Here is a 25,878-nt window from a genome sequence, read left to right on the forward strand (position 1 = left end):
CCCGTGCGGCTCGCACCCTATATTTCCCCACCACTCTCGCCTTCGCACTTTGCTAATTCACTAATTATTCCTACCTTTGCACTTTGTAAAGAATACTCTCCCTAAACACTAAAAAAATGTCAGAAGAATTAAAAGAACAACGCTCTAATAATTTTATAGAAAATATCATTGAGGAAGACCTCGCTGCAGGTTTTCCCGCCAACGCTTTGCGCTTTCGCTTCCCTCCAGAACCGAATGGTTACTTGCACCTTGGTCACGCGAGCTCTATCTGCCTCAACTTTGGTTTAGGCTTGCGCTACAATGCCCCTGTAAATTTGCGTTTTGACGATACCAACCCATCTAAAGAAGAACAAGAATATGTGGATGCTATCCGTCGCGATGTAGAGTGGCTCGGATTCAAATGGGATAAAGAATGCTATGCTTCCGACTATTTTCAAGAGCTTTATGACTGGGCAGTAATGCTCATCAAACAAGGAAAAGCTTATGTAGATAAACAAACCTCCGAAGAAATTGCGGCTCAAAAAGGTACCCCTACTACTGCAGGAACCGATAGCCCTTATCGCAATACCTCTCCTGAGGAAAACCTCGCCCTTTTTGAGCGTATGAAAAACGGTGAGTTTGAAAATGGTACGTATGTACTCCGCGCCAAAATAGATATGGCATCACCTAATATGCTAATGCGTGACCCTATTATCTATCGTATTATGAACGCTTCTCACCACCGCACTGGTGACAAATGGCATATTTACCCTATGTACGACTGGGCTCACGGCGAAAGCGACTACCTCGAACAAATATCTCACTCCCTCTGCACCTTAGAGTTTTTGCCTCACCGCGAACTATACGACTGGTTTTTAGATCAAGTATACGACAATACTCGTACACGCCCTAAACAACGTGAGTTTGCCCGTCGCAACCTCAGTCATACCATTGTGAGCAAACGAAAACTCTTGCAATTGGTAACCGAAAATTATGTGGCTGGCTGGGACGATCCTCGTATGCCTACTATCTCTGGTTTGCGCCGCCGTGGATATACCCCCGAAGCAATTCGCAAATTTGCCGATACCATTGGTATTGCCAAACGCGAAAACCTCATCGATGTATCTCTTTTAGAATTCTGTGTGCGCGAAGACCTCAATAAAAAAGCAAACCGCGTAATGGCAGTCCTCGACCCCGTGAAGGTAGTGATTACCAATTATCCTGAGGGACAAGAAGAATGGCTTGACGCCGAAAATAATCCCGAGGTAACTCCTATGACTTTCCGTAAAGTGCCTTTCGGTCGTGAATTGTATATTGAGCGTGACGACTTCCGCGAAGAAGCCGATAAAAAATATTTCCGATTGAAATTAGGAGGTGAAGTACGCCTTAAAAACGCTTATATCATCAAAGCTGAAAGCGTAGTGAAAGACGCTCAAGGAAATATTACCGAAATCCATTGTACTTACGACCCCGAGAGCCGCAGTGGTAGTGGTACTGAAGCCAGTATGCGCAAGGTAAAAGGTACATTGCATTGGGTATCGGTAGCTCACGCCGTAGAAGCCGAAGCACGCCTCTACGACCGTCTATTTACCGTTCCAGAACCCGATCGCCAAGAAGATAGTTTCTTAAACTACATCAACCCCGATTCTCTAAAGGTAGTAACTGCTTATGTAGAACCAAGTCTTAAAACTGCTCAAGCAGGTGAAACAATACAGTTCCAACGTTTAGGCTATTTCAGTGTAGACCCCGATACTACCCCCGAAAAATTGGTGTTCAACAAAACCGTAGGCTTAAAAGATACTTGGGAAAAGATAAAAAATGAATAGCAAATTCTCAATACATTTTGCCAAACTTTTCTGCCCATGCGGCTCACATCTTTGGCAAAGTTGCTATTCGTAATTCGTAATTTGTCATTCGTAATTAATTTACTATCTTTGCCCCCTTAAAATAGTACCTAATAAAATAAAATAGATCATAAATAATGAACAGACAGGAAATAATAGACCTTACTACCCGTATTTTTGTAGATGAATTTGAAGTAGATGGCAGTGTGATTGCTCCTGAGGCTAACTTTCGCGATTCCTTAGGATTAGACAGCCTCGACTACGTAGATTTGGTGGTGATGATTGAACAAGAATTCGGTGTGAAATTAGTAGAAGCCGATTTCAAACCTATCGTAACCTTTAACGACTTTTATACTACCTTAGAAAATAAAGTGAATGCACACTAACGACGAAGGCAAGACCAAATGGCAAGGAAAATCTAAAGGTACTGTACTCGGTTATAGTATCTTTGTATGGCTGATGAAGCACTTGGGTATTTATGCTGCTTATATACTATTAATATTTGTGGCATTCTACTACTTTTTATTTGAATGGCGCTCCAATGGCTATATGTATTACTATTTCCGCCATCGCTTGGGATATAACCCTCTTAAAGCTGTAGTTTGCCTCTACCTCAATTACTTTACTTTTGGACAAACTATTATTGATAAAATTGCTATTTTGGCAGGACTCGAAAATAAATTCACTTATGAGTTCGATGGTGTCGAAAATTTGTATAAACTCCTCGACCAGCGACAAAGTGGTGTACTTATTTCAGCGCATATAGGTAACTTTGAAATAGCAGAACCTTTTTTTAGAAAGATAGACCTCGATTTGCAAATCAGTACGGTAACTTCTGATATGGAACACTCGGTAATTAAAGAGTATTTAGAGTCGATTTCTAAAAACAAACCCTCTAACCAATTTATCTATGTAAAAGAAGATATGTCGCATATCTTCAAAATCAATGATGCTATTGGCGATAACAAGATAGTGTGTTTCACTGGCGACCGATATTTTGAGGGCGTGCGCTCACTCAAAGGAACACTCTTGGGCGCAGAAGCTACCTTTCCCGCAGGTCCTTTTTTTATAGCTTCCCGCTTGAAAGTGCCTGTGCTTTTTGTCTATGTGATGAAGGAAAGTAGGTTGCATTACCACCTATATGCCCGAGTTGCTGAAGTGAAAAATCGCGATACTCAAACTCTACTCGATGCTTATACCGAAAATATGGAGCAGATGCTCAAAAAGTACCCACTGCAATGGTTTAACTATTTCAACTTTTGGGATGAACAATGAAACGCGTATTAGTAGTATATTACACCCAATCGGGGCAACTCAAAGAGATTATCGATAGTGTACTATCCCCACTCACGGAGGTAACTATCGACTTTTTGCCTATTGATACTGCGACTCCTTTTCCTTTCCCGTGGACAGACGATACATTCTTTGACGCCTTCCCCGAGTCCTACTTGCAAATTCCCCAACCTCTACAACCTTTTAACCTCCCCCATACCGATTACGATTTGGTGATTTTGGGCTACCAAGTGTGGTATCTCTCGCCCTCTATCCCATTGAGTTCTTTTTTGCAACACCCCGAAGCTAAAAAGCTCCTCAGTGGCAAACCTGTCATCACCATTTCAGGCACACGCAATATGTGGGTAATGGCACACCAGAAAGTAAAAAAACTCTTAACCGATTGTGGGGCACATTTAGTAGGTAATATTGCCCTTACCGATAGGCATCACAATCATATCAGTGTGATTACCATTGTACAATGGCTCTTTTCGGGCGATAAGAACAAACGCTATCTGGGGATGTTCCCCAAAGCAGGCGTTGCTGATAAAGATATACAAGGCGCGAGTGTGTATGGTATGCTCATTGCCCCTCACCTGCAAACCGGTGATTACACAGGACTACAACAAGCAATAGTAGCCCACGGAGGCGTGCATTACAAGCGTTTTATTCTTTCGGCAGAGAAGAAAGGCAACCGCCTTTTTGGCATCTGGGCAAAGATGATTTACGGCAGTAAGAAGCGTAAATTCCTGCTGAAATGCTTCCATATCTATCTGTATATCGCTATCTGGGTACTAATGCCCATCGTATGGTTGCTATACTGGCTCACTTATCCATTGTTTTTTTGGAAAGTAGAGAGGGATAAGAAAAAGTTTACGATTGATAATTGACAATTGATAATTAAAGAATATGGAATATATAGAATTTGAAAATGAGTTTAAAGCCTTTATGAAAAAAGAAGGTTTAAAAGCTTATGGGAATTATATTACTTGGTTACGCTTTATAGCCAAAGAGGGATTCAGTATTAGTAGAGATTTAGTTGATAATGATACTATTATAAATCATCTTGAAAAGAATAAATCGAAGAGAAGTATATATCTAAATGAAAACAATAATGATTATTCTGATTTTAAAGCAGCTCTCAATAAGTACAGAAAGTTTATTGCTGAGAAATCTGATTTAATTGATGATATAGAAACAATTATAAAAGATGAAATTATTCCTAAAACAGAGAAAGAGCAATTAATATCTGCAAGAATAGGACAAGGAAATTATAGAAATAAATTAATAAATCTTTGGAGGAAATGTGCTGTTTCTAAATGTGAAATGACAGAATTATTAATCGCATCACATATAAAACCTTGGAGTAAATCTACTAATATAGAAAAGTTAGACCCTTATAATGGACTCTTGCTATTACCTAACTACGACAAATTATTTGACAAAGGACTTATTTCTTTTGAAGATAATGGCAAAATAATTATTTCTCCTCTTATAAAAGAAGAAGAGTATAAAGTTTTAGGTATTAGTCCTAATGATGAACTCTTTAAGGTTTATGATGAAAACAAACCTTACTTAGAAGAACATAGAAGAATAGTATTTCATCAGGAATAATATAGTCTATTTTTGATAAACATATACAAAGAAAATAATAAAATGGAACAACAAAATATTTCTGAAAATAAGAATCTGCAATTCGGACCGCACAAAGACCTATTAACAGTCGATATGCTACTGAACGGTTACGAGAGTTACGGTATTGGATGGCTACAACGAACGATGGACGGGCTCTTGGCAGCGAGACGTTCAAAAGAATTTATGAATTCTTTAACAACAGAACAAGCAAAAGATTATATGGAACAACAAGCGAAGAGGAATGGAACTCTGTAGTAGTTGTTTTCAATAAAAACCTGTTACCTGAATAATATGAATGTCTATATAACAAAAGCAAGTAAATATTTACCTAACAATCCCATTGGCAACGAGCAAATGGAGACTTTCTTGGGTCTCATAAACCAAAATGCCTCTAAAGCACGACGCCTCGTGCTACGCAACAATGGTATTCTCACCCGTTACTATGCTCTCGATGAGCAGGGTAACCCTACACATAACAACGCCCAGCTTACGGCTTTGGCAGTACAAAACCTATTAGACGGCGAAGTGCCTTGGGATACTATCGAGGTGCTCTCTTGTGGTACCTCTACCCCCGATGTGCTCTTGCCCTCGCACACTGCTATGGTACACGGCATTTTGGGCGGACACTCAGTAGAACTGAATGCCTCTTCAGGGGTGTGCAACTCAGGAATGAATGCCCTCAAATTTGGGTATTTATCAGTAAAGGCGGGCAATAGTGCTAATGCAGTATGCACAGGCTCTGAACGTGTATCGGCGTGGTTGCGTGCCGATAAATACGAAAATGAAGTACAACTCTTAGCCGAGTTGGAAGCACACCCTGCAATTGCTTTTAAAAAAGATTTCTTGCGCTTTATGCTCTCCGATGGGGCTGGGGCTTTTCTGTTAGAAAACAAACCGCGCGAAGGTGCTTTGCAAATAGAGTGGATGGATGCTTATTCGTATGCTCACGAGCTTGAAGCGTGTATGTATGCCGGTGGCGACAAGCTCCCCGATGGCAACCTCAAAGCTTGGAGTGAATACCCTGCCGAAGCGTGGCTTAGTGAATCTATTTTTGCTATCAAGCAAGATGTGAAGCTACTCAATGACAATATTTTGCTAAAAGGCGCTGAAAGTATGCGTGCTACCTTAGATAAACACCAACTGTCAGCAGATGATATTACCTATTTCTTGCCGCATATCTCGTCTTGTTATTTCAAAGAACGCTTGTACGAAGCCCTAAAAATAGTAGGTATCGACCTTCCGTTAGAACGTTGGTTTATCAACCTCCCCGAAGTAGGTAATGTAGGCTCGGCTTCTGCTTATTTGATGTTAGAAGCCCTGATGCATTCAGGCAAACTCAAAATGGGTGATACGGTGTTGCTATCAGTGCCTGAGAGTGGTAGATTCTCCTATTCTTATGCTTTTTTGAGAGTAGTATAGCCCCCGTTCCCCCGAAGGGGGACAAACCTTAATTGCGTCATACGTTTTGCTAAAGTTGAATAGAACAACTTATGAAATTACCAATTACAGATAAAAACAAAATTCTCTCTCTTATACCCCAGCGCACTCCCATTGTAATGGTAGATGCGCTTTGGGAGTATACCCCCACCGAGGGTGTAGCAGGACTCACCATTGTCCCTAATAACCTCTTTGTACAGCAAGGGATATTCTTAGAAAGCGGACTCATAGAGCATATTGCCCAAAGCATCGCCTTGCACAAAGGTTATTACTACTATCTGAATGGGAAACCTGCTCCTATGGGGTATATAGGAGCCATTAAAAATATCGAAATACAATCGCTACCCAAAGTAGGCGATGCCCTCAAAACTCATATTACCATTCTCCAAGAGTTTATGGATGTGACTCTCGTAACAATGCAAACCTTTATAGGTGATACTCTCATCGCCCAAGGCGAAATGAAAACCGTACTCGCACCCAATTCCTAACCCCCTAGCCCCTAACACCTAATATGAACATCTCTATCCACAAATATCTTCCTCACCACCCGCCGATGCAAATGGTAGATACCATTACCGACATCAGTAATACGCACGTAGTTACCGAATTTACGGTAACCGATGATTGTATTTTTCTAGATGAAGGATTGTTTGTAGAAGTGGGACTTATCGAAAATATGGCGCAAACCTGCTCGGCAATTGTGGGGCAGTTTCTCTTTGGTATAGAAGATTCGTCAAACTATGTGATAGGCTACATCAGTGCGATTAAGAAATTGGAAATCTTCACTTTGCCTAAGGTACAAGAAGTTGTGCGTACCGAAGCCGAATTGCTTTCTCGTTTCGATACCGATGAGTATTACATCTGCTCAATGCGTTGTAATGCTTTTGTAGGCGATGTTCTTATGGCAACAGCCGAATTAAACTTAGTGATTAAAAACTTAACGGAATGAAAGAATCTGAACTACCTCAGGAAAAAGGTGCCTTGCGCGACCTTACGGAATTGTGCTATGTAACTGATGACGAAGGGAATTATACCACCCGCCTCAGTTCAGGATGGGAAGTGAAAAATGTAGCTTTAGAAGTCTCTTTAGGCAGGTTGCAAGAGCAGATAGATGAGGCAAAAGCTGATGTCCTTGAAGGACGCAAAAGCCCGATAGTCTATTATATGCTTCTCAACCGTATGGATTGGGCTGTCCTCGCCGATGCTATGCACCGCTGGCAATGGATTATCAAGCGTCACGCCAAACCTTCAGTATTCAAGAAACTATCGATTAAAACGCTACAAAAATACGCTGAGGTATTTGGTATCACAGTGGAAGAACTCTGCTGGTGACATTGATGATTTCTTCATAAGGCTATATTCTTTAACAATCGCAAAGATAAAAATAATTTGTCAATTTGCCAATTTGTTAATTGTCAATTGTTAATTATTAATTGTCAATTGTTAATTGATTTTTATGCATTATACTTCCCTTTTTTCCAAATTTCAATAGAATTGATGATATTCTGCCAAAGAATATAACAACCAGGACCTACGGTAGAAAGTGGGTGCAGGTAGGTGGTAGCTATCCAGATAGCAAAGGCAGTGTTTTTCTGTCCTAAGGCTTGCCCCGATTCTATAGAAGTGCCAAAAAATCTGCCTATATAACGACCTATGGCATATTGGAACAGACATAACACTAATCCCGAAAATCCTATGAACAACAGAAATAATACGCTTGTTTCCGCGTGGAAAATGTTCTTCAGCGTAGTGCCAGTAACTATCATCAACGAGCAGCCCCAGAGATAAAAAGAGAGGTCTGGAATATGGATAAGCCATTGATGAAAGCGGTGGAGTAGGGGGAGACTCTTGGTGAACAATGCCAATAACATCGGTACGACCAGCACCAAACATACTTTCTGCATTATCAGCGAGAAAGCACCCCAAAAGGTCATTTGTGAAGCAGGTTCTATCAGTGGAAAACAGATAGGTATAAGCAGCGCGCAGAGCAGGTTAGAAAGGAAAGTATAAGTAGTCATCTGCTCTAAATTGCCGCCGAGTTTGAGGGTTACTACGGCAGCCGCTGCTGCACACGGACTTATAATGCACGCCAACACACTCTCCAAGAGGATTAACTCTTTTCCGCTGATATGGAAAAAGAGAATAGCCCCTACAATGCTCATTACTAAAAGTAACTGACAAGCAGTCGTCCAGAAATGCCACTTCACTGGGGCTAATTTCTTAAAATCGACCTTGCAAAAGGTAACATACAGAATGAGGAACATAAACAGCGGCAATATGCTGTTGAAAAAGGGTGCAAACCACTGCGAAGCTCCCTCCAAAGCTGGTACATAGTAAAACACCAAATATACCACTGCTCCTATACCCATAGAGAAGGGGAGCGTCCAGTTTTTTATAAATTGAAGAATGTTAGACATTGTAATTAAATAAACAGATTATATTCGTCTGTTACATTCAAATGGTTATGAGAAAAATAAGCTTTTAGTAAAAGATAGTTGTCAATGCTTAGCTTGATGTGCAATACTTTGTTTGTTTTTGAGGTGTAAATCTGCATACGTGGGTGTATTCTATCAGATTCTTCCCCTTTTCTCACTTTTTCGAGGAAAAAATGGATATGGTGAATAGATTTTAAATCAATAGTTTGGGTAAGTTCTTCTTTATAAAAAATAGAAAGAGTTTCATTTTTTATCTCTAAGGCATAGAAAGTATTATGGGTGTTTTTTATAAGATCTTCGCCAAAAAGCACTATAATAACTATTAAAACAGCAATTCCTATAAGTAAATAAAAATATTTGACAACCCTCTCATTACTTTCTTTTATCATTTGGATACTTATCCAGAATACTATTGTGTAAAAAACTACAATCGACAGAAATTTTATCCATTGAAACGTTTTGTCTTTCAGAGCTTTTACCCTGATGGTAGGAGGTAGTTCACCTCTTGTATATTGGCTATAGCGCATACGTTTGTCCATCACCCATCTGTAAAAAAAGCCATATAACCCTATTAAGACTGCTAATGAGAGGATAGGAATTATAATCTCGTCTATAAGCTCCTTGTTAAGGGTAAAGTTTTGGGCTAAAAATAGAAGTTCTAACAGAGAGAAACACAAAAGTACAATTAGGATTATACGTCCTATTTTCAATAACTTTTCTCCGAAAAGCTCTTCCTTTTTCTGTCCTTTTTTAGAGAGTTTATTTATTAGCTGATTCATCTTTTACTTGTAATAATAATACCAATTTCCATTCCACTCCTTGTCGCAATCTTCCTGAGAGGCAAAAGTACAATCCTTTATACCTTCCTTAGGATATTGTTGCTCACTCAATAGTTTTTGGTGATACTCGTTTATCTTTTGCAGTAAGCCTGTTTCCTTTGCTTTGCTCAGTTCCTCTTCTGTTTTAAAGATGTAAGACACAAAGTAATCTTGTGGGGCTATATAAGCTCCGAAATCCACAGAAGCGTATAATTCTTGAAAAGTTGCCTTTACCTCTTCTTGTGTTTGGGCAATGATATTTTTCCATATTTTGCTCATAATTTTTTTATTTATTATTCTAATAACCACTGTTCATCGGTAAAACCTTTGCGGTAAGCCTTGCCGTGTACATCAATCACAGCGTGCCATTCTTGACAGGTTTCTAAGGGAATTTCAGCTACTAAGGGCATACACTCTTCACGGAGGGCTTTGTAAGTCTGTGCGGTAGAGAGATTCAGGCGGTTCAAAAGTCGTATAGCGTACTGGTCGGCTATGAACACTTTTCGCTCAAAAATGTACAACAACATTGCATCGGCAGTTTCTTCGCCCACACCTTTGATAGAGAGCAATTCTTTGCGAAGTTCCTCAGTAGTAGCGTTTTCAAACACTGTTAAAGAAGCGCCGTGAGCCACATACCATTCTATAAGGGCTTTGATGTAAGTGCTTTTTTGCTTGTAGAAGCCTGCCGGACGTATATATTCCTGCAAAGTATTCAGTTCCATAGCGTGTAAAGCCTCTACCGATAAGTTACCCTCTAAGTTAGCAAGCGCTTTTTCGGTATTCTCTTGGGTGGTTTGCTGAATGAGAATCATCGAAATCCAGTCGGTAATGCGATTAGGGTCATTCCACCAATATTGCTTGCCGTAATGGGCTAATAATTTATTGAAAACTTTGGCTTTTTGAGACATAAAATAATTTGCCGATTTACCGATTTGTCGATTTGCTGATTTGTGATGAGGCAAAAGTACAAAACAATTGACAATTGGCAATTGATAATTAGCAAATTATTATTATCTTTGTACCTAAAAAAAACATATTATGGAATTGCAAGTAGGAAAGAGCTATCGGGTAAAAAATGATATTTTCAGCTTTAAAGCGGGTGAAGTTTGGTCGTTAGTAGATGAGGGATACCAAGCGTACTTCGGCGAACACAATTTTGTATTCGTTAATGCCGAGAAAAATTGTCACTTTATGGTATTACGAAATACTTCCGATGAAGATATGGAAATAGGATGCCATTTGGATAGGTATTTTGAGGAAATTGAAGAGTAGAATATCGGTAATTGTCAATTATGAAATTATCACTATCTTTGCACCCTTTAAAAAAAGCACACAAACAGATGAAGAAAAGATTTTTGATAGCAGCGTTATTCACGCTATTTTTAGGAGGTATTGCCACAGCACAATCTCAAGAGCAATCCTCAACACTTACTGAGTTACAAGCTGAAAAAGAAAGATTGGAAGCCAAACTTGCTAAAGTCCTCGAAGACAAAGAAAATGCAAAAAATTCTTTAACAGGTAAATACGCGGATGTAGCGTTTGCTTTTAATAGGCATATCAGCAAAAAGCAAAAAAAGTTTGCTAAGACTGTCGAACGAGGTGCCAAACGCCAAGAAAAACAAATCAAAAAGAAATTGAAAAAACTCAACAAACGCATTGAGGAAATTAGCAAATTAGAGAAGTAACAAATAAAAATCTCCCCGCTTGTAGCAAGCGGGGAGGTTTAATTTTACATTTCTAATGAATAGGTTACTATTAGCTTAATCTCCACTTATACGTATTTTCTCTATTTCTACTTGCTCTAATAGTTTTATTATAGGAGAAAGTTCCGGAAGTGAAAGCGTTTTAAGGTCTTCAACAAAGTTTGTAAGTGTTTTTCCTATAAAAATAACATCTGTAAGGTAATAATCCTTAATTTTAGAGAGTTCTCTGCATCTACCTTGTTTTATAGCATCTTGAGAAAACATCAATTGATGTAGTTTTTCATCAATTGACACATATTCCTTCTCCTTTCCTTGCTTAAAAATAACAATATCCAATGGCATAATAGAAAATAGTATAAATAGTTTTTGAGACTACAAAGGTACAAAACAATTGATAATTGATAAAACCTTCCTCATAAGTAAGGTTTTCTAGCAATGAGAGCAAAACGATTCTGCTAATTCGTCAAAAGTTTGTGCAGTTGAGCGTTGAACGAGGGCTGTTCGGTTGCCAAAATACTGAAAAATTCATCGTCGAAAGCCTCGACCTTAGCGACGGCTTGCGCGATGAGTTCGGCTCCTTTATCGGTGATAGCAACTACTTTAGCGCGGGTGTCGGTCTTGTGTTCTTCCCTTGTAATGAGGTCTTTGCTCTGCAAAGTGCGCACCACTTGCGAGGTAGTCATTGGGTCTATCTTGGTGAAATTTGCCAAAGATACCTGTGTGATTTCCTTTCCTTGTTGGGCGAACCACTGGGCACTCGCCAAGAGTACAAACTGGGGGTGTGTGAGGTCGAAAGGTTGCAACACTTTTTTGATTCCGCGTTGCCATAACATACTTACCTGCCAAAGTAAAAGCCCTGAGCTTTCTTCGGCTCTTAAACTAAAAATTGAGTGCTGAGAGGTCATTGTGTAACATTTTAGAGGCTATAAGTTTAAAATCGTTCTCGGATATTTCCAAAATACCAAAGCGAAAAGGATATCCCCACGCTTTTTTGTTAGGGATAAAGTCCAATAGCTCGATAAGGTCGGCTATGGGCGTTTCTTCGCAGTCTACAAAAGTAATATTTCTCCTAAACGGACAGAAATTTTCACTCATCTGAAAGGTATAGACTTCCTCGTCTTTCACTCTGCCAATAGCCGTGAAGGCTTGGCATTTGTCTTCTTTTCCGAAATAGCGTTTGGAAGAGTAATAGAGAATACCGTCTCCCTCCTGCATACGTTTCAAAGGCTGTGCCTTGCCGTGGCAGGCTTGGGCAAAGCCTCCCGCAACGCCCATTTGTACGTGGTCTTTGCTCGCCACGATAATCCAATATTTGATAGGTCTGTTTTTCATTTATAAATGGAATAAAAACCGTGTGACATACTGCCACACGGCAATTTTTGTCAATTGCAAACTTAGTTTAATTCTTTGATTTGCGCAACCAATCGAGCGGCGTGATCTTTGGCTCTTTGTTGTAGGGTTGTAAGTACTTCTTTGGGCATTACCTCTGGAATGTACTTCATTCCATAAGAGATTACAGGCTCTTGGAATAGCAATTTGCAATGATTGGCAGTTTGGCGGTGAATATTGAGAAAATCGGTAAACGGATAGTTCTGTGCGCCACCGTGTTGGTAAGCCTCTTCAGGTGCTCCGGTGGTGAAAGAAAGGATGAGTTTCTTGCCCATCAGCTTGTTGTCGCCATAAGCAAAGCCGTGTGAAAACACGTTGTCTAACCATTTTTTCAGCAAGGCAGGAAGTGAATACCAATTCACGGGGAATTGCCATACAATTACATCTGCTTTTACAAGTTTAGCTTGTTCGGCAGTTACATCAATTTGATAGTTAGGGTAGAGAGCTTGCAAGTTACTTACTTCAACCTCAGGGAGCAAACGTTTTACTTCTTCTAAAATAGCCTTGTTGGCGTTAGACGTCTCCATTGTAGGATGCCCGTTGATAATTAAAACTTTCATATATAATTTAAATTTACTTCTTTATTCGGGTGCAAAGGTAATATGTTTTTATATAATAAGCAAACTTACTATATATTATTTTATAAATATTTTTTTAAGGTGTAGGTATTACTATGAGTTAGGGATATAAAAACTCCCCGCCAGTAGATTTCTCTATAAGCGGGGAGGTTTTTATTTATCGTTAATACCTTACTCAGGGGCTGAATAGGTTACGATATCAATACCGATGCCGTTGGGGTCTATAATAGCAAAATGGCGGTCGCCCCAAGGCTCTTCGCGTAAGTCTATGGCAATGGGTACGCCCTGCTCTTTTAACTTGTGGTAATACTCATCTACATTCTCTACTTCAATGGTGAGGTATACGCCCTGTTGGGTAAAAGGTTTTTGGAAGAGAGGCTGTTGTGAAGGGTGGTTAGGTAATAAAAAACTGATTTCTGCCTCGTGATTGGGGGTGTGCAACAGCAAATAAAAGTCGTTTTCAAAAGTAACGCCAAATTGCAATACTTGGGTGTAGAAAGCCTTGTTCTCGGCTAATTTCTCGGTGATAATACCTGCGTTTAATTTCATTCTGATAATGTATTTGTTATTCGGCGGCAAAAGTACCGCAAGCGCAGGGAATACAATTGTAAAAAACGGACATTCTTCAGCCTAACACCTTACTCGGAGTATCTCCATAGAATGTTTTAAAAGATTTGATAAAATGGGCTTGGTCGTAATAAGTGTCTAAAAAAGAATGGTTGTGATAGGCTTTTGCGCTTAGTATATGCTGAAAACGCACAATGTTGCTAAAAGTCTTAGGGCTATCACCTATGTAGTAGTCGAAAAGGCGACGCAACTGTCGGGCACTGATACCAGTATCTAACTGACTGATGTGCATCGTGCCTTTGCTCTGTAATATCTGCAAAAGTGCCGAGAAAAAGCGCTTGTCCATCTGCAAAGAGCGTTGTGATAGGTAGCGGAGAAAATAGTTGTCCAAATGCTGTGCTATGGTAGCTAACGAAAGGGGAGTTTCCAACTGCTGAGCTATAAAAGTAGCCAGTGCAGGTACTACCTCGCGCAAAGGGATTTCTTGTGCACTGATTTCAAAAGCATCTTGACCAAAAAGCAGCGGAAAGGCACTGGGCAGAAAGCGCACCCCTACATAGTGAAAGGCACCCGTTATGGGAAACTCTACATACGTATTGCAATAGCCCATAACGGAACTCATCTGCGGGGCGTTGCAGTCGAAAAATAGGTCTATACAACCATCGGTAACTACTCGGTAAAAGAAAGGTGTGTTACGCGGAGGTGATTTCAGTTCCCAATAGCAATAGATAAACGGACGCAAAGCCTCACACGGAAGAAACTCGGTATAGGTAACCTCTTTTTCTTCCGCAGGAATAACGGATTGCATAGGGTGATAATAGGGGCGAAGTGATAACACGTTGTTTGCTATTGATAGAGTGCAAAAGTACAAATAATTAGCCAATTTGTTAGATTTGCTAAAATTTTTGCTTGCTATCTTACTTGAAAAGTTCTAAAGCGATATGAGCGCAAGCCTCGGCATCGGCTAAGGCGTGGTGATGTTGCTTGAGATCAAAACCAAAATAAGCGGATACAGTGTCTAACTTGTGATTCACAAGCTGTGGAAGGCTCTTGCGCGCTGCTCTCAAAGTGCAAAAGAAAGGATTGGTGTGCTGTGGGAGCGCGTAATAAGCTAATACTTCCCGCAAACAGCCTTCATCAAACATACTATTGTGAGCTACAAGGGGTAAATCTTTTATTTTTGGAAGTATTTCTGTCCATACTTCAGGGAAGAGAGGAGCCTTTTCGGTGTCGTACTGCGAAAGTCCGTGTACTTGGGTACAGAAAGGGGAATAATAGTTAGGAGCTGGTTTTATCAGTTGGTAATAAGTATCGACAATCTCGTTGTTTTCTACAAAAACGAGTCCGATACTGCAAACACTGCTGCGGTATTGGTTGGCGGTTTCAAAGTCTAAGGCTACAAAAGAGTTCATTTTATTTAGGAGATTTATTGAAAAGACAAAGGTACGAAAATAATTGACGAATTAGCCAATATGTAAATTATGAAAAAACTCCCCGCTCGTAAACGATACGAGCGGGGAGTTGTTATTTTACGCTTTTAATCTTTTTAAGCGTGGATACTGCGGAGCTTATTTCTTGATATACAACCAACCTGTTTTGCTTTGTTGTTGGTTACGCTCATCGGTATATTCAATTACATAATAGTAAGTACCTTGTGGAAGTTTGTTAGGAGCTTCTACAGTTACACGTCCGTTAGAAATGCCTTTGAATACATTTCGAATGTTGTCGTAATGTTCAGCTTCCCATACTTTCACACCCCAACGGTTGTAAATACGTACCACATTGTTAGGGTAACTTTCAATACCTGCTATGTGGAAGTGGTCGTTCTTGTCACTACTTAACGATATAGCGTTGTAGACAACAATACTTTTTATTACCTCCACTGTTACAGTTGCAGTTGCACAACCACTGGCATTGCAAAGTTCGTATACAAAGGTATCAGTACCTGCAAAGTCGGTGTGAGGGCGGTATTCAATAGAGCCATCACTATTTGCCGATACTGAACCATTCGCAGGGTTTGTGGTAACATTAGGGGTAGCACCTTCAGGGGTGTCGTTACCTAATACGTTGATAGTTACTGGCGTATTAAGTGGTGTAGTAGCTCTGTCATCAACTGCTACAGGAACTGGAGCTGTAGGTGTTGTTGTACCTACTACAACAGTAGCTGTGGTAGTAGCGCAATTTCCGCTGTTTAACTTATCACAGATTTGATAAACAATAGTGTAAGTACCTGCAGGGGTATTATTAGGAACGGTTACTTTACCATCGCTATCTAAAGTAGGTGTGTTAGTACCTGGTTGTTTAGGAGTAGCGCCCGTAACTACTGAAATACTTACGGTATTGGTAGTCGCTGTTGCCGTACCAATCTTATCGTTATCAAGTACTGACTTAGTGCTAGTACCAGTAGTGATAGTAAAGGTATCAGGATCAGCGGTGATTGCAGGGTTACCTACTACAACAGTAGCTGTGGTAGTAGCGCAATTTCCGCTGTTTAACTTATCACAGATTTGATAAACAATAGTGTAAGTACCTGCAGGGGTATTGTTAGGAACAGTTACTTTACCATTGCTATCCAAAGTAGGTGTGTTAGTACCCGCTTGTTTAGGAGTAGCACCTGTAACTACTGAAATACTTACGGTATTGGTAGTCGCTGTTGCCGTGCCAATCTTATCGTTATCAAGTACAGACTTGGTGCTAGTACCAGTAGTGATAGTAAAGGTATCAGGATCAGCGGTGATGGTAGGATTACCTACTACAACAGTAGCTGTGGTGGTAGCACAATTTCCGCTGTTTAACTTATCACAGATTTGATAAACAATAGTGTAAGTACCTGCAGGGGTGTTGTTAGGAACAGTTACTTTACCGTCGCTATCCAAAGTAGGTGTGTTAGTACCTGGTTGTTTAGGAGTAGCACCTGTAACTACTGAAATACTTACGGTATTGGTAGTAGCTGTTGCCGTACCAATCTTATCGTTATCGAGTACTGATTTAGTGCTAGTACCAGTAGTGATAGTAAAGGTATCAGGATCAGCGGTGATGGTAGGATTACCTACTACAACAGTAGCTGTGGTGGTAGCGCAATTTCCGCTGTTTAACTTATCACAGATTTGATAAACAATAGTGTAAGTACCTGCAGGGGTATTATTAGGAACGGTTACTTTACCGTCGCTATCCAAAGTAGGTGTGTTAGTACCCGCTTGTTTAGGAGTAGCACCTGTAACTACTGAAATACTTACGGTATTGGTAGTCGCTGTTGCCGTGCCAATCTTATCGTTATCAAGTACAGACTTGGTGCTAGTACCAGTAGTGATAGTAAAGGTATCAGGATCAGCGGTGATGGTAGGATTACCTACTACAACAGTAGCTGTTGCTGTGTCGCAAACTGATATACTTGCAACAGTGCTGCAAATTCTATATCCAATATAATAAGTACCCGATTTAGTTCCTGCTGGAACAGTAACTGTACCATTAGCATTGAGTGTAGGTGTTGCAGAACCTGCAGCTCCTACTGCTGGGGTAGTTACGGTTAAACTTACAGTGCCTATGGTAGCTGTTTGGTTACCTACTTTATCGTTTACTAATACAGTTCGAGTTGAGGTAGTAGATACTGAACCATCAGTAAAAGTAAAGTCATCATCTACTGCATCTATATTTACCAAAGTAATGGTGCGAGTTTGGGTAGCAGTGTTGCCCAAAGCATCTTTACCTACAAAGGTTACAGTTACAATACCACTGTTATTGCAAAGGTCGGCAGGTTTTACAGTGTCGTAATTATGAGTAACACTTGCCGCATTTCCACAAGTATCGACAGCTGAAGCAGAGTTGAGCCACTGAGTGATACTTGCTGTAGCATTTTTGCAGTTTACTACCAAAGGAGCTGGAGTTGTTAAGTTTATTCCTTGAGGACTTACTTGTACAGTTACAGTTTGAACAGCTTCACAACCGTGATAGCGTTTCAACGTAAGTTTATAAGTAACCACAAGAGGAGAGGTGATGTTAGCACCATTGTACAAGAAAGTAGGAGTAGCTACATTATTTGCTGATAAATAACCTAAGGCATCAGCTGGACTTACAGCACTCCACGTATAACCGGTATAGGTAGCAGCAGCAGCTGGAGGAGCAAGTGTAATACTGCTAGTTGCACAAGTAGTAAATGATTGAGTAAGACCTTCGATAGTAGTAGGTGCAGGCAACGCACTTACTACATCACCACAAAGGCAAACATTATCTTCATTTTTAAGTGCTAATAACAATCTACATACTTTGTTAGCATCAACTAAGTGGCTGAAACTTCTTTCGGCAGAAGTAGCACCTTTGGCTAAAGTTTCTGTACTAGTGTAAGTAGTGAGCTTAGTGTCATTAGCGTCTACTTCGCCATTGTTGTTAGTATCATAGTACAAACTAGCCACTACAGGACGAGCTGTAAGGGTAGCTGATGCTGTAGCCCCATTAGTGATTTTGTATGTTACAGTGATTTTCTCTTTGTTGTTTTCAGCTTTAGAACTTACAGCTACATTGCTAAATGACAACGATGGACGCTCATTTTTAATTACAATAGAACGGCGAGGAGAAGAGTTTACTGTGAAAGTACCACATTTACCTCCTTGAGCAGTTGCACAAGTAACTCCTGTAACTGTATCTGTTGTGAAAGCACTAAGCTCTTTAGGAGTTGCACAATCTATAGTTGCATTATCTTTCTGTTTGATAGTAACATTATACTCAAAAGAATGACCATTTTTCATTCCTTTAGGTACAGTTACTGAAATTTCTCTTTCATTGCGCACATCTTTATCTTCTGCTGTTTTGCGAGCAGGATCAGCCCAAGAAGTACCAGAAGAGCGTGATTGTATTGCTCCTGATACAAATTCATATCCTTTAGGAATACGGAAACGCAAGCGAGCATTGTCGCCAATTTCAAAGGCTGGATTACTAGCGTTTACGGTTACACGAGTGCGGTAAGTAACCCCCGTATCGCAAGCAGAACCATTACCATTCACATAAGTTAGGTCATCAAGTTTTATGTCGTAATTATTAATAGTTACTCCAGTAATACCTGCTATAATAGCACGTGTTTTATCACCTGCAGCTGGTTTGCCACAAAGGTTATTACCTTCAATGTCTATATCAAATGAAGATCCAGCAGTAAAATCACAATCAGGAGTTACTTTGAAAGTAAGTTTGAATTTACGATTTTCAGCGTTTGTAGGTTCTGATATTGAACCAGGGAGGCTACCTCCAGGTAATATACTGCTAATATCAAAAGTATGAACATTACCTACAGTGGTATGTACTAAACGTTTAGCTCCAGTAGTTTCATTATACTTGATACCACTATTGAGAGGGTACTCTACCTCTATGTCACTAAAGCTAATACCAGCCCCTTGAGTTACTACCAACTTGGCATCGTAGATATCTCCTTCACTAGCACTGTTGATAATATAACTATAAGGGGTAGCTGTACACATTGGGATGGTACCTACTTTATCAGGTTTATTTTGACCAGGGTTATTGGCATCAGGCTCTATTTCTTTTCTACTCTTAGCTACAGTAATGTTGAAAGTAAGACTCTTGTCGCTACAAGTGCTTTGGTAGCCTGAAGTAGGGTTGCTGTTACAGTTCCAACCGGCATATAGTTTAAGCGTGTGTAAAGGAGCCTCACAGTTAGTAATTCTATAAATTACACGGAAATAACGATTTTCACCTTTTGCAATCGTACCATTACCTCCTTTGTCACTTAAAAAGAACATTTGCTCACCCGAAATGTTACTTTGGGCAGTATAAGTATATACGTGTGCTTTAGTACTGCTGATTTCGGTTAGAGAAAGTATATCTACACCTGCTATATTTGGAATAGAAACCCAAGAGTAAGGAGCATCTGAGAACGAATTGTTAGACAGCTTAAATTCTAATATTTGCTCTCTTTTACTAGCTTTTACAGATAAAGCGGTTTGTGCAGTAATATCTATACTTGGTACCTCTTTAAAATATAGAGGCGTTTTGTGTTCTGGAATCTCACCTGAAGTAATTTTTTGTCCGCCACGAGCTGCATAATGGTAATAAAAATCTTCATATTCCAATTTAGATGTTACTAACATATTTGCAGCCTTGGCTTCATTTAAGTTCTTTACAACTTTAGTTTTGCAAGTAGCTTGCATCCAAGGTCTGAAATAACTATCATAGTAGTTATCTACTGAAATTTCACCTACAGGTAAATGTCCTGGTTGCCCTTTAGGTGGATTGGTATAACTATACACTTTATAAGTGCCGTTATCACTTTCTAATATAAAATTTGATATAGGTATATCTATCTGTGTAGCATTAGGATACTTTGTTCTATACATATAAGTAACCTTATCCACATAGTTTACTGAGCTAGGAACAGTAAATGTTACTTTTTTGACAAGGCGAGCAGGGCGGAACTCATCAGTAAAGTATGTGCCTCCTGTGTTAAACCTACGCGCAGTATGTACTTGCCAACCACCAATATCTTTAATTTCACAGCCAGACAAATTATAATCATTAGTAGCAACAGTTGAATATAATCCTGCAAAATAGAAAGTAGCATATAATTTAGCTCCACAGTGGATTTCTGCAGTATGAAAACCTTGGGCATTGATAGCTGTATCAGTAGTAGGATCGTTCAAGCGATAGTAAAAGCTATCCCCTCCTGATTCAATATCTTTAGAATTTGAATATTTTTCTTCTCCATTAGTAAGCTGATAAGTAGCTACAGTAGTAAAGGTGCCATTCGCAGGAATACCCGCTGAAGGCAAGGCAGAAGTAAGATTCCAAAGGAAGTAATCTCTTTCACCTACAGTAGTTTTGGTAACTATACTATTACTTGCTTGTAAAGTAATTGAATGAGTAGCTGTATTGAAAATGATAGATTTAGGAGTTACACCAGCTCCTTTGGCAAATGAAGCGTGGTAATACAAGTTCTTTGTAGTAACATTTAGCTGTTTACCCGTAGAAATCACCTCGATGTCATCTAAGTACAAAGCGCGTTGGCGTTGCAATTCAGATACTTGAGAGCGTTGTGTGCGAGTAGTCATATTATGGTCAGTCCATCCATAAGAGTTGTCAGCACGTTCTACTTTAGTGCTTAACATTTCAGGACCATTCAAACCACAAGGGCTTGAACAAATTGTCATTATTGATTTATTCGTTACACAAACCAGAGGTACTTCAGAATAAGTATTAGTTTTTTCACTTTTATCTAAAAACCAAGCATAGTATTCAAAATTCACATTATTTCCTAAACAAGTTTCTAATACTATATCAAAAGTAATATATCCAAATTCAGTATCAGCTGTAGTATAGTTGAAAGTACTTCCAGCTGTTGCATTACCCAAATCTATAGGAGCTTTGCTAGAAGTACCATAAGCATTAGCTTTATAGAATTTAATATTTTTTAAAGCTACCCCTGCAGGAAGTTTAATTTGGTATTTAAATCTATTGTCATTATTTTTGTTGTTATTTCCTTTTATGCGTTCGGTAGCGGCAAAGCCTGTTGTATTATAAGCTGCTATAACATAACCTGCTGTAGCTACATTGTGGAACAACTGAATAGGGAATTTTGAACCATCACCTACACTACTTAACAATCGTGTAAAGGTATATGAATGTACAGGAGCTTCTTTAGGAGTTATAGTAGTTCCACACACATTTTTAGTATGTAAATATGTAAAAGGAGATATGCTCAAATCCTTATTAGCACTACTCATTAAGCAATTTATCGGTTGGTTTCTTATGTAATCAAAACGCAGCGTAAAAGCAGCGTCTTTTTTTAGTTCTGCTCTGAAGCCGTCTCCATTTTCATCAGTAAAGCCAAAATCCTTACTGCTATAGGTAGCATCATTAGTTTTTAGAGCTGTAATTTTACTAAAATCTATAGCAAGTTTTCCATTTGTTCCATTAGGACGGCTAATAGCTGTTTGTGGGATGGTAAGCTCAGTACCATCTGCAGCTACTAATCTAATATTGGTGGGTTTAAAACTAACAAAAGTTTGCCCATTCCAGCGTTCAAGCAGATCAAGAACTATATCATAGGCAGTAGGATTTTCTCCCTTACCATTGTTTTTATACTTCAAAGTAAAAGTACCTAAAGTATTCCCCATAAGTCCATCTTCCCAAGTAAAATAGGTGCTATTTTTATCTTCATCTAACTCTATGGAAGGCGTACCTGTTTTAACTTGTATATTTCTAGCTTTTGAAGTAGTATCAAAAATTTCACTATTCGTTCCCCAATGAGCATAATAAACATTTTGCATAGCATTACCACATTTACTGATTGTATAATTCTCAGTAATTGTAACATATTGGTTATTTGCCAAATGCACATCGGGTACCTTATATACTGTTTTACCATTGATAGTCATTGGTGTGAGTTTGGTATTATTATGCCAAAACCCATTACCTGCTACATCGGCAGGGTAATCTACAGAAAAATAGACATCTTTTACTATACCATTACCTGTATTGCGAATATCAAAAGTTCTGGTATGGGTTCCTACATCTTCGGAAGTAACCCCTCCAGCAAACTGTACGGCAAGCGTTGGGCGTACCAACTGATAAGCTGTTTCATTTTGCTTAGCAGGAGAACTCTTTCCATCTATTTTTAAGATTGCGCTATCGTGCAATCCGTCACCAAGATTGGGGTTAGACAAAACAGCCTTAGTAACTTTACGTTTGAAACTTACAGTTACTACAGTTCCAGCACCGCTAATTGTAAATATAGGCTTATTAGCAGCCGAGCCCGCTTTCCACGTAACAGTACCTCCGGTAGCCGTTAGCCCTTGAGCATATTCAATACCAGCGGGTAGTGTTACCTCCAACTCACCACTTGTTTTGCCTGCCGGCATATTGAAAGTAATTGTTACTACTCCTGCTGAAAAATCAGCAGTGTTAGCAATGTGTACAGGGCTTTCAGTAAGAACGCTTACTACCTGCCCTTTAACCATTCCCGTAAATAGCAAAAGGAAAAGTGTACAACACTTTACCCATTGTTCTTTTAATGATTGCATTTTTTCAAATTTAAGTTAAATCTATAAAAGCCATTGTGTATGGCTAAAAAATAAACATTTCAGCAGCAAAAGTACTGCTAAAAAATGACGCAACAAAAAACATTAGGAAATTTTAACATTTAAAATATTCAATAACTGCTAATTATAATATCAGTTAGTAGTGAGAAAACTTGTGTAGATAATTAGTCAATATGTTAGTTATATAAAATTCCTGCTTGTAAGCTCAGCCTACAAGCAGGAATTTTGTGATCTTACATCTGCTAATTTAAAGGTTATTTTTTTAATCGCTTAAAAACAAAACGAGTGATAAAAAGCCCTGTGGAATCGTCTTTACCTGAATTACTTTCTACACCACTGCTAACAAAGGCGAGTTCCCATCCCTCTTCACTCATCGCATTAAGTTTGGAAGTGATAAGAGCATCGTTGGCAGCGATATTCTGAAAGCGAATCCCCCCGAGGTTAAAGAAGTTCAGCAATTTGGTTTCGTCAAAACCTTTTACACGAATCTCATCACGGTCACTTTTGTTGCGTTCATCCCCTTCTTCGGAGCGGGTGGTGGTAAAATCTTTGTAATTGCGCTCATCGTTAGCCGAAATCAAGCGCGAACGCCCCATTCCAGAAGGTACAACTGATTCTACAGCGGTTACTACTTTAAATTCGTAGGTTTGTGCTGTAGCTACAAAGCCCACAAGGGCTAAACAGAATAAAAAAAACTTTTTCATTGGATTTGTATTTGATGATTTAGGGGCAAAGATACGAAAATAATTAGCAAATTAGCTAATTTCCAAATTTATCAATAACCTCATACGTTCTACCGATAGGGATTTCGGTATCCCCTATATATACAAACTGGTGGGTGTAAGAAGTAATGTGTTGTGTATTTACTACATAACTCTTATTGACGCGTACAAATACCGATTCAGGAAGCTGGCTATGTATGTTTTTCAGATTAATCCACGTGATGTAGCGGTCGGTGAAGGTGTGGATAATCACATAATCTTTTAATGCTTCTATATAGAGGATATCGCTGTGTGCAATACGATAGTTGCGCCGGTTCGCACGAATGCTGATATATTGGGCATCGGTCGCTTCTAAGTCAGTTTTTTGCTCAGAGAGCAACTGGTGATAACTTTCGGCTTTGGCAATAGCTTTTTTGAAGCGCTCAGGGGTGATGGGTTTTACTAAATAATCAAGGGCATCTACCTCATAACTCTCTAAAGCATACTGACTGTAGGCTGTGGTGAAGATAACGAGTGTTTGCTCGGGTAGGATTTTAGCCAGTTCCAAACCGTTGATTCCTGGCATCTCGATATCTAAAAAAAGCAAGTGCACTTCGTTCTTTTTTAAGAAGTCGGTAACGCCTACCGCATTCTTAAAAGTGCCTACTACCTTCAAGTTGCTGTATTGCCTGATGAGGCGCTCCATCCCGATACGCGCCAAAGGTTCGTCGTCTATAATCAAACAATTCATAAGGGCAAAGTTAAGGTTACTATATATTCTTGTGGCAAACGCTCTTGCGACAAGCTAAAACGCTCGCCATAGAGCAATTCCAACCGCCGGTTGAGGTTAGGTAAACCTATTCCGCTACACTTGTGTTTGCGATGAGGCTCTAAAGGTACTGAATTGCGTACTGAAAAGTGCAGAAGTCCTTCTTTTTCCTCACATTTCATATAAATATAAGTAGGGGAGAGGGTGTCAACGCTGTGTTTTACAGCGTTTTCTGCTAAGATAAGCAGAATATTAGGGGGAATTTGTATGCCTTGTACGTTCTTTTCGCTGTAAGTAAGCTCATAAGTAAAATCATCGCGACGCATTGCTTCCAAAGAGAGATAATCGTTTAAAAAACGCAGTTCCGAACTGAGAAAAACCTGTTCTTCGTGCGTTTGATAGAGCAAATGTCGCAAGAAATCGGATAGTTTTGTGATGGTATAAGAGGCTTTTTCAGGGTCGATATACAACAACGTGTTGATGCTGTTGAGCATATTGAACAAAAAGTGCGGTTGTATTTGGCTTCTTAGGGCTTGCAGTTCACTTTCGGTGGCTTGTCGCTCCAATTCTTGCATTCTTTCGCTATCTTTTACCCATACTTGAAAGATTTTGATAAGCGTAGAAGTCATTATAAAGGGTACTATATATACCATACTAGAAAAAATTGCTACAGAAACAGGAATTTCTGATGCTATTTTGATTTCTTTCCCAATCATATAGTCTTTCCATAGTACAAAATTGAGATAATAGGTAGAGCCCAACATAAAAAGTACCCATAGCGTAAGGAGGATGATATAGGTAGCGAGCTTCCCTTTGAAGAAAAAGCGCGGAATGAGCACATACATATTTAGGTAAAAAGTAGCAGTAATCCCCAGCCATTTCTCTATCCAATCCCAATAATCTATCATTCCTTCGTAATCACCCCATTGTCTGCCCAGTATGAAAAATAGCAATAATGAGCTACAAGCCACAATATGCCGATAGATACGAAATCTATCGGCAATAAGGAACTGCAAGAAGAGATTGTTCTTTAAAAATATGTATGGATTTTCATTCATTAACCATTAATCATTATTCATTAAAATCTGTATCCTACTCCTATAAGGATAGAGCGTGTGCGCAAATAGTCACTACTGTGGCGAGGATCTTTGGTGAGGAGATTGGCTAATCCTAAATAGAAATTGGTTTCTATAAAGAGTTTTTCGTTGAAGTTGTATTCCAAACCGAAGAGCGCCCCATAGTCAAATTTTTCAATATCCTTTCTGGTTAATGAACGGTATTTGTTTTCAAAAGAAGTAACCCCAGGTATATAACTCACATAGCCTCCTACTTTAGGACGTAACCCACTGATATCGTATTTGATAGCCAGAGGCACATCAATTCTGTGAAGCATTGTTTTTCCCTTTCCTATAGTGGAATAATTGGTATACATTGCCCCAAGATCTAACAATAATTTCTCAGAAGCAGGGATTTCAACAAAGAAACCACCATAAGAAGAGGTGCTAAAAGGCTCTTTGTCCGTTTTGTTTTGTCCTTCATATCGGTCGTCGTGAACATCTTTGCTCATCAATCCAATTCCAGCACCCGCATGGACGCCAAATTTTACTTGTGCTGTAGCCGTAGCGGTGAGTGCTATTAAGGCTATAATTGTAATAATTTTTTTCATTTTTTATATGTGTTTATTAGTGATGAGAAACTCCGAGAAGCTCA

28 protein-coding genes are annotated in these 25,878 nt (G+C 39.4%); 12 read left to right on the forward strand and 16 right to left on the reverse strand.

Annotated elements, in window-relative coordinates; genetic code table 11:
• Window positions 1-116: 116 nt before the first annotated feature.
• The 10 genes from CGC57_RS08685 (at window position 117) to DarG (ending at window position 7,499) form a co-directional block, all read left to right on the forward strand.
• On the forward strand, window positions 117-1,805 hold the full coding sequence (locus CGC57_RS08685; protein WP_095898824.1) for a glutamine--tRNA ligase/YqeY domain fusion protein: 1,689 nt from the start codon (window positions 117-119) through the stop codon (window positions 1,803-1,805).
• A 155-nt stretch (window positions 1,806-1,960) separates the two neighbouring features.
• On the forward strand, window positions 1,961-2,209 hold the full coding sequence (locus tag CGC57_RS08690) for an acyl carrier protein (RefSeq protein ID WP_002677904.1): 249 nt from the start codon (window positions 1,961-1,963) through the stop codon (window positions 2,207-2,209).
• A complete protein-coding gene (locus CGC57_RS08695; protein WP_095898825.1) occupies window positions 2,199-3,098 on the forward strand; it encodes a lysophospholipid acyltransferase family protein in 900 nt (299 codons plus the stop codon). The genes CGC57_RS08690 and CGC57_RS08695 overlap by 11 nt, the downstream gene beginning before the upstream one ends.
• Complete coding sequence (locus tag CGC57_RS08700; RefSeq protein ID WP_095898826.1) at window positions 3,095-3,985, forward strand: NADPH-dependent FMN reductase family protein; 891 nt, start codon at window positions 3,095-3,097, stop codon at window positions 3,983-3,985. Before CGC57_RS08695 ends, CGC57_RS08700 begins: the two co-directional genes overlap by 4 nt.
• A 19-nt stretch (window positions 3,986-4,004) precedes the next feature.
• The gene (locus tag CGC57_RS08705; RefSeq protein ID WP_095898827.1) at window positions 4,005-4,709 is read left to right on the forward strand and encodes an HNH endonuclease; all 705 of its coding nucleotides are present in this window, start codon (window positions 4,005-4,007) and stop codon (window positions 4,707-4,709) included.
• A 42-nt stretch (window positions 4,710-4,751) separates the two neighbouring features.
• Window positions 4,752-4,985 carry a hypothetical protein gene (locus CGC57_RS08710; protein ID WP_095898828.1) on the forward strand — a complete coding sequence of 78 codons (234 nt, stop codon included), beginning with the start codon at window positions 4,752-4,754 and terminating at the stop codon, window positions 4,983-4,985.
• A gap of 36 nt (window positions 4,986-5,021) precedes the next feature.
• Window positions 5,022-6,149: a dialkylresorcinol biosynthesis protein DarB gene (gene darB / locus CGC57_RS08715; protein WP_095898829.1), complete on the forward strand. Its 1,128-nt coding sequence runs from the start codon at window positions 5,022-5,024 to the stop codon at window positions 6,147-6,149.
• A 71-nt stretch (window positions 6,150-6,220) separates the two neighbouring features.
• Window positions 6,221-6,655 carry a hotdog family protein gene (locus tag CGC57_RS08720; protein WP_095898830.1) on the forward strand — a complete coding sequence of 145 codons (435 nt, stop codon included), beginning with the start codon at window positions 6,221-6,223 and terminating at the stop codon, window positions 6,653-6,655.
• Between the two features lie 23 nt (window positions 6,656-6,678).
• Window positions 6,679-7,116, forward strand: coding sequence for a hotdog family protein (locus CGC57_RS08725; RefSeq protein WP_095898831.1), 438 nt, complete (start codon window positions 6,679-6,681; stop codon window positions 7,114-7,116).
• Window positions 7,113-7,499, forward strand: a complete 387-nt coding sequence (DarG, locus tag CGC57_RS08730; RefSeq protein ID WP_095898832.1) for a flexirubin biosynthesis protein DarG — start codon at window positions 7,113-7,115, stop codon at window positions 7,497-7,499. Before CGC57_RS08725 ends, DarG begins: the two co-directional genes overlap by 4 nt.
• Before the next feature lie 122 nt (window positions 7,500-7,621).
• Here the strand turns inward: DarG and CGC57_RS08735 are convergent, their stop codons facing one another.
• The 4 genes from CGC57_RS08735 to CGC57_RS08750 are packed head-to-tail and all read right to left on the reverse strand — an operon-like array spanning window position 7,622 to window position 10,328.
• A complete protein-coding gene (locus CGC57_RS08735; RefSeq protein WP_095898833.1) occupies window positions 7,622-8,584 on the reverse strand; it encodes a transporter in 963 nt (320 codons plus the stop codon).
• A gap of 5 nt (window positions 8,585-8,589) precedes the next feature.
• Window positions 8,590-9,381, reverse strand: coding sequence for a hypothetical protein (locus CGC57_RS08740; protein WP_095898834.1), 792 nt, complete (start codon window positions 9,379-9,381; stop codon window positions 8,590-8,592).
• A 3-nt stretch (window positions 9,382-9,384) separates the two neighbouring features.
• Window positions 9,385-9,699: a hypothetical protein gene (locus CGC57_RS08745; protein ID WP_095899489.1), complete on the reverse strand. Its 315-nt coding sequence runs from the start codon at window positions 9,697-9,699 to the stop codon at window positions 9,385-9,387.
• 14 nt (window positions 9,700-9,713) lie between these two features.
• On the reverse strand, window positions 9,714-10,328 hold the full coding sequence (locus tag CGC57_RS08750) for an endonuclease III domain-containing protein (protein WP_095899488.1): 615 nt from the start codon (window positions 10,326-10,328) through the stop codon (window positions 9,714-9,716).
• A 130-nt stretch (window positions 10,329-10,458) separates the two neighbouring features.
• On the opposite strand from CGC57_RS08750, the gene CGC57_RS08755 reads away from it, so the two are divergent.
• Together CGC57_RS08755 and CGC57_RS08760 are read left to right on the forward strand one after the other, a co-directional pair.
• The gene (locus CGC57_RS08755) at window positions 10,459-10,692 is read left to right on the forward strand and encodes a phosphohydrolase (protein WP_095898835.1); all 234 of its coding nucleotides are present in this window, start codon (window positions 10,459-10,461) and stop codon (window positions 10,690-10,692) included.
• A gap of 68 nt (window positions 10,693-10,760) precedes the next feature.
• Window positions 10,761-11,105: a hypothetical protein gene (locus tag CGC57_RS08760; protein WP_095899490.1), complete on the forward strand. Its 345-nt coding sequence runs from the start codon at window positions 10,761-10,763 to the stop codon at window positions 11,103-11,105.
• 75 nt (window positions 11,106-11,180) lie between these two features.
• On the opposite strand, the gene CGC57_RS08765 is transcribed toward CGC57_RS08760, so the two are convergent.
• The 12 genes from CGC57_RS08765 to CGC57_RS08820 form a co-directional block, all read right to left on the reverse strand.
• The gene (locus CGC57_RS08765) at window positions 11,181-11,465 is read right to left on the reverse strand and encodes a hypothetical protein (protein WP_095898836.1); all 285 of its coding nucleotides are present in this window, start codon (window positions 11,463-11,465) and stop codon (window positions 11,181-11,183) included.
• 113 nt (window positions 11,466-11,578) lie between these two features.
• The gene (locus CGC57_RS08770; protein WP_053580407.1) at window positions 11,579-12,028 is read right to left on the reverse strand and encodes a MarR family winged helix-turn-helix transcriptional regulator; all 450 of its coding nucleotides are present in this window, start codon (window positions 12,026-12,028) and stop codon (window positions 11,579-11,581) included.
• Window positions 12,003-12,455, reverse strand: a complete 453-nt coding sequence (locus CGC57_RS08775; RefSeq protein WP_095898837.1) for an EVE domain-containing protein — start codon at window positions 12,453-12,455, stop codon at window positions 12,003-12,005. Before CGC57_RS08775 ends, CGC57_RS08770 begins: the two co-directional genes overlap by 26 nt.
• A gap of 62 nt (window positions 12,456-12,517) precedes the next feature.
• Entirely contained in the window at window positions 12,518-13,072 is a 555-nt protein-coding gene (locus tag CGC57_RS08780; protein ID WP_095898838.1) for an NAD(P)H-dependent oxidoreductase, read from the reverse strand.
• 189 nt (window positions 13,073-13,261) lie between these two features.
• Window positions 13,262-13,639, reverse strand: coding sequence for a VOC family protein (locus CGC57_RS08785; RefSeq protein WP_095898839.1), 378 nt, complete (start codon window positions 13,637-13,639; stop codon window positions 13,262-13,264).
• 76 nt (window positions 13,640-13,715) lie between these two features.
• Window positions 13,716-14,465, reverse strand: a complete 750-nt coding sequence (locus CGC57_RS08790) for a helix-turn-helix domain-containing protein (RefSeq protein ID WP_198537256.1) — start codon at window positions 14,463-14,465, stop codon at window positions 13,716-13,718.
• A gap of 109 nt (window positions 14,466-14,574) precedes the next feature.
• Window positions 14,575-15,069 (reverse strand): 3'-5' exonuclease, encoded by a 495-nt coding sequence (locus CGC57_RS08795; protein ID WP_095898841.1) that lies wholly within the window; start codon window positions 15,067-15,069, stop codon window positions 14,575-14,577.
• A 156-nt stretch (window positions 15,070-15,225) separates the two neighbouring features.
• Window positions 15,226-22,680 (reverse strand): T9SS type B sorting domain-containing protein, encoded by a 7,455-nt coding sequence (locus CGC57_RS08800; protein WP_095898842.1) that lies wholly within the window; start codon window positions 22,678-22,680, stop codon window positions 15,226-15,228.
• A 272-nt stretch (window positions 22,681-22,952) separates the two neighbouring features.
• Window positions 22,953-23,402, reverse strand: coding sequence for a hypothetical protein (locus CGC57_RS08805; protein WP_095898843.1), 450 nt, complete (start codon window positions 23,400-23,402; stop codon window positions 22,953-22,955).
• A gap of 55 nt (window positions 23,403-23,457) precedes the next feature.
• Window positions 23,458-24,150, reverse strand: coding sequence for a LytR/AlgR family response regulator transcription factor (locus CGC57_RS08810; protein ID WP_095898844.1), 693 nt, complete (start codon window positions 24,148-24,150; stop codon window positions 23,458-23,460).
• Window positions 24,147-25,226: a sensor histidine kinase gene (locus CGC57_RS08815; protein WP_095898845.1), complete on the reverse strand. Its 1,080-nt coding sequence runs from the start codon at window positions 25,224-25,226 to the stop codon at window positions 24,147-24,149. The genes CGC57_RS08810 and CGC57_RS08815 overlap by 4 nt, the downstream gene beginning before the upstream one ends.
• Window positions 25,227-25,246: 20 nt before the next feature.
• Complete coding sequence (locus CGC57_RS08820) at window positions 25,247-25,834, reverse strand: outer membrane beta-barrel protein (RefSeq protein WP_002679409.1); 588 nt, start codon at window positions 25,832-25,834, stop codon at window positions 25,247-25,249.
• Window positions 25,835-25,878: the final 44 nt, after the last annotated feature.

This window comes from Capnocytophaga sputigena, assembly GCF_002302495.1.
Classification (GTDB): Bacteria; Bacteroidota; Bacteroidia; order Flavobacteriales; family Flavobacteriaceae; genus Capnocytophaga; species Capnocytophaga sputigena.

What these genes read in the sequence shown, in the direction of transcription:
- CGC57_RS08685 (WP_095898824.1), top strand. Translation starts at nt 117, where the DNA reads ATGTCAGAAGAATTAAAAGAACAACGCTCTAATAATTTTATAGAAAAT.
- CGC57_RS08690 (WP_002677904.1), top strand. Translation starts at nt 1,961, where the DNA reads ATGAACAGACAGGAAATAATAGACCTTACTACCCGTATTTTTGTAGAT.
- CGC57_RS08695 (WP_095898825.1), top strand. Translation starts at nt 2,199, where the DNA reads ATGCACACTAACGACGAAGGCAAGACCAAATGGCAAGGAAAATCTAAA.
- CGC57_RS08700 (WP_095898826.1), top strand. Translation starts at nt 3,095, where the DNA reads ATGAAACGCGTATTAGTAGTATATTACACCCAATCGGGGCAACTCAAA.
- CGC57_RS08705 (WP_095898827.1), top strand. Translation starts at nt 4,005, where the DNA reads ATGGAATATATAGAATTTGAAAATGAGTTTAAAGCCTTTATGAAAAAA.
- CGC57_RS08710 (WP_095898828.1), top strand. Translation starts at nt 4,752, where the DNA reads ATGGAACAACAAAATATTTCTGAAAATAAGAATCTGCAATTCGGACCG.
- darB (WP_095898829.1), top strand. Translation starts at nt 5,022, where the DNA reads ATGAATGTCTATATAACAAAAGCAAGTAAATATTTACCTAACAATCCC.
- CGC57_RS08720 (WP_095898830.1), top strand. Translation starts at nt 6,221, where the DNA reads ATGAAATTACCAATTACAGATAAAAACAAAATTCTCTCTCTTATACCC.
- CGC57_RS08725 (WP_095898831.1), top strand. Translation starts at nt 6,679, where the DNA reads ATGAACATCTCTATCCACAAATATCTTCCTCACCACCCGCCGATGCAA.
- DarG (WP_095898832.1), top strand. Translation starts at nt 7,113, where the DNA reads ATGAAAGAATCTGAACTACCTCAGGAAAAAGGTGCCTTGCGCGACCTT.
- CGC57_RS08735 (WP_095898833.1), bottom strand. Translation starts at nt 8,584, where the DNA reads ATGTCTAACATTCTTCAATTTATAAAAAACTGGACGCTCCCCTTCTCT.
- CGC57_RS08740 (WP_095898834.1), bottom strand. Translation starts at nt 9,381, where the DNA reads ATGAATCAGCTAATAAATAAACTCTCTAAAAAAGGACAGAAAAAGGAA.
- CGC57_RS08745 (WP_095899489.1), bottom strand. Translation starts at nt 9,699, where the DNA reads ATGAGCAAAATATGGAAAAATATCATTGCCCAAACACAAGAAGAGGTA.
- CGC57_RS08750 (WP_095899488.1), bottom strand. Translation starts at nt 10,328, where the DNA reads ATGTCTCAAAAAGCCAAAGTTTTCAATAAATTATTAGCCCATTACGGC.
- CGC57_RS08755 (WP_095898835.1), top strand. Translation starts at nt 10,459, where the DNA reads ATGGAATTGCAAGTAGGAAAGAGCTATCGGGTAAAAAATGATATTTTC.
- CGC57_RS08760 (WP_095899490.1), top strand. Translation starts at nt 10,761, where the DNA reads ATGAAGAAAAGATTTTTGATAGCAGCGTTATTCACGCTATTTTTAGGA.
- CGC57_RS08765 (WP_095898836.1), bottom strand. Translation starts at nt 11,465, where the DNA reads ATGCCATTGGATATTGTTATTTTTAAGCAAGGAAAGGAGAAGGAATAT.
- CGC57_RS08770 (WP_053580407.1), bottom strand. Translation starts at nt 12,028, where the DNA reads ATGACCTCTCAGCACTCAATTTTTAGTTTAAGAGCCGAAGAAAGCTCA.
- CGC57_RS08775 (WP_095898837.1), bottom strand. Translation starts at nt 12,455, where the DNA reads ATGAAAAACAGACCTATCAAATATTGGATTATCGTGGCGAGCAAAGAC.
- CGC57_RS08780 (WP_095898838.1), bottom strand. Translation starts at nt 13,072, where the DNA reads ATGAAAGTTTTAATTATCAACGGGCATCCTACAATGGAGACGTCTAAC.
- CGC57_RS08785 (WP_095898839.1), bottom strand. Translation starts at nt 13,639, where the DNA reads ATGAAATTAAACGCAGGTATTATCACCGAGAAATTAGCCGAGAACAAG.
- CGC57_RS08790 (WP_198537256.1), bottom strand. Translation starts at nt 14,465, where the DNA reads ATGCAATCCGTTATTCCTGCGGAAGAAAAAGAGGTTACCTATACCGAG.
- CGC57_RS08795 (WP_095898841.1), bottom strand. Translation starts at nt 15,069, where the DNA reads ATGAACTCTTTTGTAGCCTTAGACTTTGAAACCGCCAACCAATACCGC.
- CGC57_RS08800 (WP_095898842.1), bottom strand. Translation starts at nt 22,680, where the DNA reads ATGCAATCATTAAAAGAACAATGGGTAAAGTGTTGTACACTTTTCCTT.
- CGC57_RS08805 (WP_095898843.1), bottom strand. Translation starts at nt 23,402, where the DNA reads ATGAAAAAGTTTTTTTTATTCTGTTTAGCCCTTGTGGGCTTTGTAGCT.
- CGC57_RS08810 (WP_095898844.1), bottom strand. Translation starts at nt 24,150, where the DNA reads ATGAATTGTTTGATTATAGACGACGAACCTTTGGCGCGTATCGGGATG.
- CGC57_RS08815 (WP_095898845.1), bottom strand. Translation starts at nt 25,226, where the DNA reads ATGAATGAAAATCCATACATATTTTTAAAGAACAATCTCTTCTTGCAG.
- CGC57_RS08820 (WP_002679409.1), bottom strand. Translation starts at nt 25,834, where the DNA reads ATGAAAAAAATTATTACAATTATAGCCTTAATAGCACTCACCGCTACG.